The organism is Pseudomonas sp. MWU16-30322, from assembly GCF_020515535.1.
Lineage (GTDB): Bacteria > Pseudomonadota > Gammaproteobacteria > Pseudomonadales > Pseudomonadaceae > Aquipseudomonas > Aquipseudomonas fluorescens_H.
Window position 1 is genome coordinate 288,537 of sequence record NZ_JAIWYL010000009.1, and the last position, 11,464, is coordinate 300,000.

Annotated in this window: 10 protein-coding genes; 6 read left to right on the forward strand and 4 right to left on the reverse strand. The window is 61.3% G+C overall.

Translation table 11 applies throughout. From position 1 onward, the window contains the following. Positions 1 to 3: 3 nt before the first annotated feature. Genes LCH64_RS20430 through thiO form a run of 4 tightly spaced genes read left to right on the forward strand, consistent with a single transcriptional unit; the run spans position 4 to position 5,129 of the window. Complete coding sequence (locus LCH64_RS20430; RefSeq protein WP_226501130.1) at positions 4 to 483, forward strand: PilX N-terminal domain-containing pilus assembly protein; 480 nt, start codon at positions 4 to 6, stop codon at positions 481 to 483. Next, entirely contained in the window at positions 470 to 3,553 is a 3,084-nt protein-coding gene (locus LCH64_RS20435; RefSeq protein WP_226501104.1) for a PilC/PilY family type IV pilus protein, read from the forward strand. Before LCH64_RS20430 ends, LCH64_RS20435 begins: the two co-directional genes overlap by 14 nt. A 15-nt stretch (positions 3,554 to 3,568) precedes the next feature. After that, complete coding sequence (locus LCH64_RS20440) at positions 3,569 to 3,970, forward strand: type IV pilin protein (RefSeq protein ID WP_041065326.1); 402 nt, start codon at positions 3,569 to 3,571, stop codon at positions 3,968 to 3,970. Between the two features lie 58 nt (positions 3,971 to 4,028). Then, positions 4,029 to 5,129, forward strand: a complete 1,101-nt coding sequence (gene thiO / locus LCH64_RS20445; RefSeq protein ID WP_226501105.1) for a glycine oxidase ThiO — start codon at positions 4,029 to 4,031, stop codon at positions 5,127 to 5,129. A 113-nt stretch (positions 5,130 to 5,242) separates the two neighbouring features. Here thiO and LCH64_RS20450 read toward each other — a convergent pair whose 3' ends face one another. The 4 genes from LCH64_RS20450 to LCH64_RS20465 all read right to left on the reverse strand — a co-directional run bounded on the left by LCH64_RS20450 (position 5,243) and on the right by LCH64_RS20465 (position 9,544). Next, positions 5,243 to 6,589, reverse strand: a complete 1,347-nt coding sequence (locus LCH64_RS20450; RefSeq protein WP_226501106.1) for a sigma-54 dependent transcriptional regulator — start codon at positions 6,587 to 6,589, stop codon at positions 5,243 to 5,245. After that, positions 6,586 to 8,175 (reverse strand): ATP-binding protein, encoded by a 1,590-nt coding sequence (locus tag LCH64_RS20455; RefSeq protein WP_226501131.1) that lies wholly within the window; start codon positions 8,173 to 8,175, stop codon positions 6,586 to 6,588. The genes LCH64_RS20450 and LCH64_RS20455 overlap by 4 nt, the downstream gene beginning before the upstream one ends. Then, the gene (locus LCH64_RS20460) at positions 8,165 to 8,398 is read right to left on the reverse strand and encodes a PP0621 family protein (protein ID WP_045122641.1); all 234 of its coding nucleotides are present in this window, start codon (positions 8,396 to 8,398) and stop codon (positions 8,165 to 8,167) included. Before LCH64_RS20460 ends, LCH64_RS20455 begins: the two co-directional genes overlap by 11 nt. 126 nt (positions 8,399 to 8,524) lie before the next feature. Further along, positions 8,525 to 9,544: an outer membrane protein assembly factor BamD gene (locus LCH64_RS20465; RefSeq protein ID WP_003228317.1), complete on the reverse strand. Its 1,020-nt coding sequence runs from the start codon at positions 9,542 to 9,544 to the stop codon at positions 8,525 to 8,527. Positions 9,545 to 9,695: 151 nt separating this feature from the next. On the opposite strand from LCH64_RS20465, the gene rluD reads away from it, so the two are divergent. Further along, positions 9,696 to 10,658 (forward strand): 23S rRNA pseudouridine(1911/1915/1917) synthase RluD, encoded by a 963-nt coding sequence (gene rluD, locus LCH64_RS20470; RefSeq protein ID WP_226501107.1) that lies wholly within the window; start codon positions 9,696 to 9,698, stop codon positions 10,656 to 10,658. Further along, positions 10,655 to 11,377, forward strand: coding sequence for a peptidoglycan editing factor PgeF (gene pgeF, locus LCH64_RS20475; RefSeq protein ID WP_226501108.1), 723 nt, complete (start codon positions 10,655 to 10,657; stop codon positions 11,375 to 11,377). The genes rluD and pgeF overlap by 4 nt, the downstream gene beginning before the upstream one ends. Positions 11,378 to 11,464 lie beyond the last annotated feature (87 nt).

An 11,464-nucleotide genomic window follows, 5' to 3' on the forward strand; every position in this document is an offset into this window, starting at 1 on the left:
ATGATGAGGATCACGTTCAACCAGAGGCAAACCCAGCGCGGCATGGTGTTGCTGGTCAGTCTGGTGTTTCTGTTGCTGCTGACCTTGATCGGGCTGTCCTCGATGCAGAGCGCCAACCTGCAGGAGAAAATGGCCGGCAGTGTCAGCCTGCGCAATCAGTCGTTCCAGACCGCCGAGGCGGCGTTGCGCATCGGCGAGAGTGCGGTGCAACTCGACAGTTATTCGTTGGCGGTGTGCGCGAGCACCACCCAGTGCGCGCCGCCGGCGGAGTCTTCGGTGGTCAGCGCGGCGGGGCTCAACTCGACCTCGGGGGTGACGTGGATCGCCGCCGGCAACGGTTTTTATGGGGTGCAGAACATCGGCACCACCCTGACCGCAGTCAACGTGCCGAGCAACACGTCGGCGACCCTGTATCGAGTGACCGCAGTCGGCATCGCCGGCACTTCGCGCAGTGTGGTGGAGAGTGTCTATGCGAAGTATTGAGCGCTGCCGGACGTTGTTGGCCGGCATGCTGCTGAGCTTTTATCTGGCAGCGCCGGCTTATGCGTTCACGCCATCCGACTCGCCGCTGCTGAGTGCCGCTGCGGTACCGCCCAACGTGATGTTGCTGATCGACGATTCCGGCAGCATGAACAGCATCATTTACGCGGCGGGATTCGATCCGACCGTCACGCGTACACCGGCGCGGCAATGTAATGCGTTGCTCGGGCTGTGCCTGAGTTCAACGGCGATCACTGGCGATCCGGTGTTTCTCTCGAACCTGCCGACCTCCGGTTGCTCCGGCGGCGCCTTCGCCTTCTACAACAACAGCGTCGCGCCGTTGTGCCTGAAACTGCCTGATCCGGTGGGCGGCGGCAATACTCGCTACACGGGGGACTACATCGCCTATGTGGTCGGGCTGGCGATCAACAACGGCACGCGCGACTTCACCACCGGGGCGATTCCCAACGACTATCGGATCAACGTCGCGCGCAACGTGTCCACCGCACTGGTCACCAGCAACCGTAACTTGCGCATGGGCCTGTCGACCTTCAACCCGGTGACCAGCAACAACCCCGGGAACGGTGGATACATCGCTCGTTCCATCAGTGATCTGTCGCCGGTCTCCGGCAGCGTGACCCAGGCGCAGGCCGACGCCAACTACAATGCGTTGATTTCGGCGATCGGTGGTTTGGGGGCCGTGGCCAACACGCCATTGGCGGAAACCTATTACGAAATCACCCGGTACATGCGCGGCATGACGCCGTACTACAACAGCACACCCACCACTTACACCAGTCCGATCCAGTACCGCTGCCAGAAGAACTATGGCGTGGTGATCACCGACGGTTTGCCGACCTACGACCGCACCTTTCCGAGCAACGATCCGTTGGGTGGCAGTCGTCTGCCGAACTGGGACGGCATCAACAATGACGGCAACAACCTCAATGGCGACAATGAAGGCGACACGCTGTATCTGGATGACATCGCCAAGTTCGCCTACGACATCGACATGCGTTCGACCGGCGTCGATGCGGCGGGCAAGAGCTGGAGTTCGGCGGATTTTCCCAAGCAGAACATGAACACCTACACCGTCGGCTTTACCGCCGACAACGACATGCTTTCCGACGCCGCTGCCTATGGGCAGGGCAAGTATTACCAGGCGAGCGACAGCACCGGTCTCAACAGTGCGCTGTCCTCGGCGTTGAGCGACATCACTTCCAAGGCCGGCTCCGGCGGCAGCGGTGTCACCAGCGGCACCACGCTGGCCAGTGGCACCAGTTATTTCCAGACCAGTTACGACCCCAAGGACTGGCGCGGCACGATCAAATCCTTTGGCTTCACTTCGGCTGGCGCGGTGAACACCTCGGCAGCGTTGTGGACCACCGATACCACCATCGTGCCGGGCGCGACCGCACCGACCTATCAATCGTGGAACACCAGCAGCAATGCCGCCGTGACTCTGGCCTATGGCAACTTTTCCGCGACCCAACAGACGACGCTCAGCCAGAGCCTGCCCACCGGCATCAGCGGCAGTGATCTGGTGGAGTGGAGCAAGGGCACCAACAAGAGCGGGCTCAAGGTGCGCAGCGTGTTGCTTGGCGACATCATCAACTCGCCGCTGGTGCTGGCCTCGCCCAGCGACAAAACCGCCTCCGACCTGTCGGGCGACACCACCTACACCACTTACCTGACCACCAAAGCGGCGAACATGAATGCCAATCTGGTGGTGAACGCCAATGACGGTTTCGTCAACGTGATCAACTCGGCCAACGGCACTCGACGCTATGCCTACATGCCGTCCAGCGTGTTGCCGTCGCTGCGGCTGATTGCCGATCCGGCGTACATCAATGGCGTCAGCCACAAGTTTCTGGTGGACGGTCAGGTCGGGGTCTACGATCTTCAGTTCAACAGTGCCTGGAAAACCGTGGCCATCGGCGGCACCGGTGCCGGCGGCAAGACTTTCTATGCACTGCAGTTGTTCGACGCGTCCGCTGGCAATGTGCTCAATGCCCTGTGGGAAGTCAGTGCACCTGCCACGGTGAACACTGCCAACGTATTCAATGATCTGGGTTATGCCTATGCCCGGCCGGAAGTGGCACGCTTGGCCGATGGTCGCTGGGCGGCGTTCATTGCCAATGGTTATGGCAGCAACTCCGGAGTGGCGGCTTTGTATGTGCTGGATGTGCGTGACGGTTCGTTGATCAAGAAGATCGTGATCGACAGCACTGAAACCACCAATGGTTTGTCGTCGGTGAAGCTCAAGGTCAATTCGTCGAACGTGGTGCAGGCCGCTTATGGCGGTGATCTGAAAGGGCGTCTGTGGAAATTCGATCTGAGCGCGACGTCGACCGACAGTTGGGGCGTGGCGTTTTCCGGCAAACCGCTGTTCACCACGGCGGGCGGGGCGACTCAGCCGATCACCGCGCAGCCGCTGCTGGCGGACAATTCGCTGGGGGGCAAACAGATCTTCGTCGGCACCGGCAAATTCAACGAGACCGCCGACAAGACCAACAAGGATTTGCAGGCGTTCTACTCGGTGTGGGACGCCGATGGTGGTTCCGGTCAGTTGACCGTCAGCAGTTTGCAGGCGCAAGCAGTGACGGGGGTGTTCTCCGGCAGCGCCGGACAGTTCATCACCACCAGCCAGAACGACACGACCTATCCGGCGGAGAAGGGCTGGTATCTGCCGCTGGTGTACAACAACGTGCTGACCGGCGAGCGGGTGATCAATCAGGCCAGTCTGGTGCTCGGACGCATCGTGTTTACCACCGCCAGTGTCGATACCACTGACCCGTGTGCCAGTTTCGGCACCGGCAAACTGGTCGAACTGGATGCGTTCAGCGGTAAGATGCTCAACTACGCGGTGCTCGACACCAACGCCGATGGCGTGGTCGACAGCAACGACACGATTTCCAGCGGTGTGGTGTTCACCGGCGGAATTCCGACCCTGAACGCCATCGTCAACGGCGCGACGCGCAAGATCGTCAACGATTCCAGTGGCACCGTCACCACTCTGGTGGAAAAATCCGGCGGCGGCAGCCGTCGTATCATGTGGCGACAAATACAGTAAGTGAGAGTTTGAGGCATGCGCAGATTCAACCGGGGCTTCACCCTGATCGAAATCATGATCGTGATTGCGATCATCGGGATCATCATCACCATCGCCGCACCGAGCTACACCGAATACCTGAAAAAAGGCCGCCGCGCCGAAGTGGTGTCGCTGCTCTCGGAACAGGCGCAGATCCTCGAGCGCTTCTACACCAAGAACAATGTTTATACCGGCATCACCGGTCTGAGCACGGGCAATGATTTCTACACCATCACCCCGACCATCGCTGATCAGACCTTCCTGCTGACGGCCACCCGCAAGGCCGGCACGACCATGGCCACCGACAAGTGCGGGGATTTCACCCTGACCAACACCGGCGTCAGAAGTATGAACAACGCAACCACCGGGCTGACCACCAAGGATTGCTGGGGCCGCTGAGGTACCTTCTCAAGGGCGCCTTTTTGCGCCCACTGTCTTTTTTACGGTTGGATCAAACATGACCAGGCAACAGCAAGTGGTGATTGTCGGTGGCGGGGTGATTGGCCTGCTGACCGCCTACAACCTCGCCTCAGAAGTGCGCAGCGTGGTGCTGCTGGATCGTTCGAATGTCGGTCAGGAGTCGTCCTGGGCCGGCGGCGGTATCGTTTCGCCGCTGTACCCGTGGCGCTATAGCCCGGCAGTCACCGCGCTGGCGCATTGGTCGCAGGATTTTTATCCACAGCTGGGCGAGCGGCTGTTTGCCGATACCGGGGTTGATCCCGAAGTGCACACCACCGGCCTGTACTGGCTGGATCTGGATGATGAAGCCGAGGCACTGGCCTGGGCCGAGCGGGAAAACCGTCCGCTGCGGGCTGTGGATATTTCGGCGGCGCACGACGCGGTGCCGGTGCTGGGTGGCGGATTCTCCCGGGCGATCTACATGGCCGATGTGGCCAATGTGCGTAACCCGCGTCTGGTCAAATCGTTGAAAGCCGCTTTGCTGGCGCTGCCGAACGTGACCATCCACGAGCAATGCGAAGTCAGCGGGTTTGTTCGCGAAGGGGAGCGAGTGGTAGGCGTCGAGACGTCCAAAGGCCTGATCCGCGGTGAGCAGATCGTGCTGACGGCCGGAGCATGGAGCGGTGATCTGCTCAAAACATTGGATCTGACGCTGCCGGTCGAGCCGGTCAAGGGCCAGATGATTCTCTACAAGTGTGCAGCGGATTTCCTGCCGAGCATGGTGCTGGCCAAGGGGCGTTATGCGATTCCGCGTCGCGACGGGCACATTCTGATCGGCAGTACGCTGGAGCACGAAGGCTACGACAAGACGCCGACCGATGTCGCGCTGGAGAGCCTCAAGGCTTCGGCGGTCGAGCTGCTGCCGGCGCTGGCGGAGGCCGAAGTGGTGGGACATTGGGCGGGTTTGCGTCCGGGCTCGCCTGAGGGGATTCCGTATATTGGCCGGGTGCCGGGGTTTGAGGGTTTGTGGCTGAACTGCGGGCATTACCGCAACGGGCTGGTGCTGGCGCCGGCGTCATGTCAGTTGTTTGCCGATGTGATGCTGGGGCGTGCGCCGATTATTGATCCGGCGCCGTATGCGCCTGAAGGTCGCATTTAGTCTGATATTTTCTGTAGCCTGGCAGATCGCTTTCGCGAGCAGGCTCGCTCCCACAGTTGATTTTTGTCGTTCACAAAACCCAATGTGGGAGCGGGCTTGCTCGCGAAGGGGCCTCAATCCAGACCGAGTTTCTTCAGCCTGTAGCGCATCGAGCGAAACGACAGACTTAACCGCTGCGCCGCCGCCGTACGATTCCAGCGCGTTTCCTCCAGCGCCTGCAGGATCAGCTTGCGCTCGACGTTCTCCAGATAATCCTCAAGGTTATCGATCTGCGTCAGGTCGGCAATACCGCCCTCGACCGTGCAATTACCTTCGCTGAGACGCAGATCTGCGGCCTCGATCAACTGGTTTTCACACAGCGTGTGCGCCCGTTCAAGGACGTTTTCCAGCTCCCGCACATTCCCCGGAAAGCGGTAACTCTTCAGCGCCTCAAGCGCCTGCGGGTGCAAACGAGCCGCCGCGCGGCCGCTGCCTGCCGCCAGACGCTGGAGCATGTGCGCCGCCAGCACTTCGATGTCATCGCGCCGTTCGCGCAGGGATGGCACGCGCAGTTCGATCACGTTCAAGCGGTAATACAGGTCCTGGCGAAAGCGCCCGGCGGCGACCTCGGCGTCGAGATCCTTGTGGGTGGCGCAAAGAATGCGCACATCGACCACCGTTTCCTGCTGGCCGCCGACGCTGCGCACGGCTTTCTCCTGAATCGCCCGCAGCAATTTCACCTGCATCGACAGCGGCAGGTCCGCCACTTCGTCGAGAAACAGGGTGCCGCCGTGTGCGGCCTGGAACAGCCCAGGTTTGTCCTCCACTGCGCCGGTGAAGCTGCCTTTGCGATGGCCGAAAAATTCGCTTTCCATCAATTCGGACGGAATCGCCCCGCAGTTGACCGGCACAAACGGCTTGCTGGCGCGTGGTCCCTGTTCGTGGATCAGCCGCGCGACCAGTTCTTTGCCGCTGCCCGATTCTCCACTGATGTAGACCGGTGCCTGACTGCGCGCCAGTTTGTCGATCTGTTTGCGCAGATTGCGCATCGGTGGTGAGTCACCGAGCAGGCGCCGGTCGATCGAGGTGACGCTGCCTCCGGCTGCCGGCATGCGCAACGCAGTGCTGACCAGTTCGCGCAGGCGCGTCAGATCAACCGGCTTGGTCAGGAAGTCGAAGGCCCCGGCCTTCAAGGCGTTGATCGCTGTTTCCAGACTGCCGTACGCGGTGATCATCGCCACCGGCAGTTGGGGATAACGTTGCTGGATGTGCTGCACCAGGTCCAGCCCCGTGCCGTCGGGCAGGCGCATGTCGGTCAGGCACAGGTCGAAGGTGTTGTTGTGCAACAGCGCCTGGGCTTCGCCGAGGTTGCGTGCGCTTAGAGTGTCGAGTTTCATCCGACCCAGGGTGATTTCCAGGAGTTCGCGGATATCCGGCTCGTCATCGACGATAAGGATTTTTTGCCGTGGGCTCGTGTTCAACTTTGTTTCCGTCCGTGAGCAAAGGTGATGCGAAAGCAGCCGCCGCCTTGGCGTGGTTTGAAGTCTAGGCGCGCCTGGTTGCTTTCGCACAGCTCACGGGACAGATAAAGCCCAAGGCCGGTGCCCTGGCTACTGGTGGTGAAGAACGGCTCGAACAGATCGGCCTGCTGATCGGGTGGTACACCGGGGCCGTTGTCCTGCACTTCGAGCACCGCCAGTTGGCTGTCGGGGTCGATGAACAGTGCCAGCCAGACCTCGGCCTGCTCGTGCAGCAGGGCGCTGTGCCGCCAGCCGTTGCGTAACAGATTGTCGAGAATTTGCGTGAGCTGGTCGGGGTCCATCAATGTGATGAAGTCCCCGGAGTTGATCCGCAAATGAATCGACTGGCGCTCAGTCGCCTGTTCGCGGCTCTCGCAGACGAAGCGTTCCAGCCACGGTTTGAGATCCAGGCGTTGCGGAGCGCTCTGCTGGCGGCGCGACAGTTGCAGGACGTTTTCGATGACTCGGTTCATGCGCTGGGAGTGGTCTTGAATGATCTGCGTCAGACGCCGATCCGCGCTATCGAGTTCCTCTGACTCACCCAATAGCTGCGCGGCGTGACTGATGGCGCCCAGCGGGTTACGGATTTCATGGGCGATGCCGGCGGTCAGGCGCCCGAGCGCGGCGAGCTTGAGTTGCTGGGCTTGCTGGGCGACTTGTGCAAGGTCTTCGAGAAACACCAGGGTTTGCTGGTTCGGACTCTGTGCGAGGGCGATGAAGTTCGGTTGCAGTTCCAGGCCGTTGCCGGGAATCTTCAGGCTCTGCGGGCGCAGGGTCGGGTTGCTCAGCCACAGTTGCAGACGCTCGACCAATGCCGGCGAGTAGTCATCGATCAAATGCCCCTCAAGGTGCGACTGCGCCAGCAGGCTTTTCGCGCTGTGATTGGCCAGTTGCACCCGGCGCTGGTCATCGAGCACCAGGATGCCGGTGCGCATGCGCTGCAGAATCAGGGCGTTGAGGGCTTCGAGGCCGACCACTTCGCTGGCGCGCTGTTCGGCGAGGTTTTCGCTGACTTCCAGGCGCCGGACCAGACCCTGTACCAGCAGTGAAGCGGCAAAACACAAGGCGCCCAGGGTTCCGGCTTGCAGGTAATTGTTGGCGCTCAGGGGGTGGTTGAAACTCAGCAGGAAACTTGAACCAATGATACCGAGAGCGCTGATGGCGGCTATCAGCAAGCCGATGCGTCGGCGCAGCAGCGTGTTGGCGATCGCCACCGAGACAATCAGCAAGTTACCGATGGCGCTGGCCACGCCACCCGCCGCGTAGAACAGGCCGCACAGCAAGAGCACATCGACCAGCGCCAGGGTGAACAGCTGCGCCGGGCGGCGGGTGTTCTCCAGGAACACCACCAGCAGAATGTTCAGCACCAGATACAACCAGCTGCCGCTGCGCAGCAGTTCGTCGTCGGCCGACGTCAGCAGGCGGTTGTCCATGTTGCTGGAGATCAGCAGCACCAGGGTGATGCCGACGCTTAAACGGTAGAGATGATAGAGACGCAGCAGGCGCTGCGCCTGTTTACTGTCGGCGTTGGCGGCCTCAGCGATCACTGGTGCCTGGGCCTTGCTCAAGGTGAGCCTGGCTGCAATACCACTGTTGCTGAAGGTTCAGCGCGCGATCGCGCGGCAGGTGTACGCCGCAATGAGCGCAACGCACCATCGGCGCGGCGTCTTGCTCGCGGGGCGATTGGGCAGATGCGGAGGGCGCCTTGAATTTTCGCCACAGCCATACCGCAGCGAAAATCAGGACAATCCAGAACAGTAAACGAAGCATGATGGGCGGCTTTTCGGCTAATGATTCGGCAGTTTAGCCAAGGAGTCGCCAGGCGCACAGACTATTAACGCCCGGCAATGAAAAAGGGAGATCCGCAGATCTCCCTTTTTTGTGTACCCGGTGTGATCAGTCGAAGATGCCGAAAGTCATGTAGCTGAACCACGAGCGGTCGTCGTTGTTGCCGGCGGCTTCGTGAGTTTCTTCGATCACTTCGCCGTTTTCGTCTTTTGGCTTGAGCTCGTTCGGGATCGCGTCTTTTGCATCCTGGAACTGCTTCTGCACGTCCTGGTTGGCGCGGGTTTCTCCCGGCGGCAGCGGCGGACGTGACTCGATCAGGCCCAAAGTCGCCTTGCTCAGGAACGAACGGTTGTCGGCTTCGGCGACCGATGGCACGAACTGACCGTCCTTCAGGCTCGGGTGGTTCGGGTAGTTGAGCTTCAGGGTTTCCAGACTGGTGGCGGCCAGCTCGTCCAGGTGCAGACGCTGGTAAGCCTCGGTCATCACCGCCAGGCCGTCGCCGACCGATGGGGTTTCCTGGAAGTTTTCCACTACATAGCGGCCACGGTTGGCGGCGGCGACGTAGGCCTGACGGGTCAGGTAGTAGTCGGCTACGTGGATTTCGTAGGCCGCCAGCAGGTTGCGCAGGTAGATCATGCGCTGCTTGGCGTCCGGCGCGTAGCGGCTGTTCGGGTAGCGGCTGGTCAGCTGGGCGAACTCGTTGTACGAGTCGCGGGCAGCGCCCGGGTCACGCTTGGTCATGTCCAGCGGCAGGAAGCGCGCCAGCAGGCCGACGTCCTGGTCGAAAGAGGTCAGACCCTTGAGGTAATACGCGTAATCCACGTTCGGATGCTGCGGATGCAAACGAATGAAACGCTCGGCGGCGGACTTTGCAGCTTCCGGCTCGGCGTTCTTGTAGTTGGCGTAGATGAGCTCCAGTTGCGCCTGATCGGCGTAGCGACCGAACGGATAACGCGACTCCAGGGCCTTCAGCTTGGCTGTGGCGCTGGTGTAGCTGTTGTTGTCCAGGTCGGTCTGAGCCTGCTGGTACAGCTCGGCTTCGCTCAGGTTTTCGTCTACGACTTCCTTCGATGAGCAAGCAGCGGTCAATGCGAGGATGGCGATCAGCAGCAGGTGTTTCACTTGCATGGCGGCTTGCGTCCCTATGACGGCCGCTGTCTTGGGCGGGGCCGTCCTGTTATGATGAGCGCCCCGTTGAAAAGCCTCGGGGCAAAAGACGCCGTATTTAACCACAAGCGCGCAGCCGAAACCAAAGGCTGTGCCGACGCCCAGTCAGAGCATGTCCGATAAAATTGAACTTCGCGCAGAGGTGCCGTCCGATTTGGGCGGCCAACGCCTCGATCAAGTCGCCGCCCAACTCTTCGCTGAGCACTCACGCTCGCGCCTTTCCGCCTGGATCAAAGAAGGTCGCCTGACTGTGGACGGGGCGGTCATCCGCCCGCGCGACATCGTTCATGGCGGTGCCATCCTTGAGCTGACTGCCGAGCAGGAAGCCCAGGGCGAGTGGATCGCCCAGGACATCGAACTCGACATCGTCTATGAAGACGACGACATCCTGGTGATCAACAAGCCTGCGGGCCTGGTGGTGCACCCGGCTGCCGGCCACACCGATGGCACCTTGCTCAACGCCTTGCTGCACCACGTGCCGGACATCATCAATGTCCCGCGCGCCGGTATCGTGCATCGCCTGGACAAGGACACCACCGGTCTGATGGTAGTGGCCAAGACCATTCAGGCGCAGACCAAGCTCGTTGCCCAGCTGCAAAGCCGCAGCGTCAGCCGGATCTACGAGTGCATCGTGATCGGTGTCGTGACCGCCGGGGGCAAGATCAACGCCCCGATCGGCCGTCACGGCCAGCAGCGCCAACGCATGGCAGTGATGGAAGGCGGCAAGCCGGCCGTCAGTCACTACCGCGTGCTGGAGCGTTTCCGTTCGCACACGCACGTGCGGGTCAAGCTGGAAACCGGCCGGACTCACCAGATCCGTGTGCACATGTCGCACATCAACTTCCCGTTGGTCGGCGACCCGGCGTACGGCGGGCGTTTCCGTATTCCGCCTGCCGCGAACCCGACCATGGTCGAATCGCTCAAGCACTTCCCGCGTCAGGCATTGCACGCGCGCTTCCTTGAACTGGATCATCCGACCAGCGGTGAGCGCATGAGCTGGGAATCGCCGCTGCCGGAAGATTTCGTCTGGCTGCTGACCCTGCTCAAGCAGGATCGCGAGGCATTCGTCGGATGAACTGGCTGACGCCGGACTGGCCTGCGCCGGCCAGCGTCAGGGCCTGTGTCACCACCCGCGAGGGGGGTGTCAGCGAGGCACCGTTCGACAGCCTCAATCTGGGCGATCACGTCGATGATCGCCCGGAAGCAGTGGCCGAGAATCGTCGGCGTCTGACCGAACACTTCACGATCAAGCCTGCCTGGTTGCAGCAAGTGCACGGAATTGACGTGGCTCATGCTGATCCGGGCGTGGTTGCCACCGCCGACGCCAGTTGGACGGCAACTCCCGGGGTTGCCTGCACGGCGATGACCGCGGATTGCCTGCCAGCATTGTTCTGTGATCGTGCCGGCACGCGTGTGGCGGCGGCTCATGCCGGTTGGCGCGGGTTGGCGGCGGGTGTGCTTGAAGCTACCCTCGATCATCTCGACACCGCTCCGGCGGACGTGCTGGTCTGGCTCGGCCCGGCCATCGGGCCGAAAGCCTTCGAAGTCGGCCCGGAAGTACGCGAAGTCTTCGTCAGTCAATTGCCGGAAGCGGCAGCCGCCTTCGTGCCCAGCCACAATGCTGGCAAGTTCATGGCTGACATTTATCTGCTGGCGCGCCTGCGTCTGGCTGAACGCGGTGTCACCGCGGTTTATGGCGGCGGTTTCTGCACCGTGACCGACCCGCGCTTCTTTTCTTACCGCCGTGCGTCGCGCACAGGTCGGTTCGCCTCCTTAATCTGGCTCACCCGCTAGACTGACTGATCTGCATCAACTGTCCGCCGCTTGAATCTCCCAGAATCGACCACATCTACAGTGGTATCTGGCAGGTTTCTTTATTCA

Bases quoted from the DNA above. Each gene is read 5' to 3' on its own strand.
- LCH64_RS20430 (WP_226501130.1), top strand. From the start codon at position 4: ATGAGGATCACGTTCAACCAGAGGCAAACCCAGCGCGGCATGGTGTTG.
- LCH64_RS20435 (WP_226501104.1), top strand. From the start codon at position 470: ATGCGAAGTATTGAGCGCTGCCGGACGTTGTTGGCCGGCATGCTGCTG.
- LCH64_RS20440 (WP_041065326.1), top strand. From the start codon at position 3,569: ATGCGCAGATTCAACCGGGGCTTCACCCTGATCGAAATCATGATCGTG.
- thiO (WP_226501105.1), top strand. From the start codon at position 4,029: ATGACCAGGCAACAGCAAGTGGTGATTGTCGGTGGCGGGGTGATTGGC.
- LCH64_RS20460 (WP_045122641.1), bottom strand. From the start codon at position 8,398: ATGCTTCGTTTACTGTTCTGGATTGTCCTGATTTTCGCTGCGGTATGG.
- LCH64_RS20465 (WP_003228317.1), bottom strand. From the start codon at position 9,544: ATGCAAGTGAAACACCTGCTGCTGATCGCCATCCTCGCATTGACCGCT.
- rluD (WP_226501107.1), top strand. From the start codon at position 9,696: ATGTCCGATAAAATTGAACTTCGCGCAGAGGTGCCGTCCGATTTGGGC.
- pgeF (WP_226501108.1), top strand. From the start codon at position 10,655: ATGAACTGGCTGACGCCGGACTGGCCTGCGCCGGCCAGCGTCAGGGCC.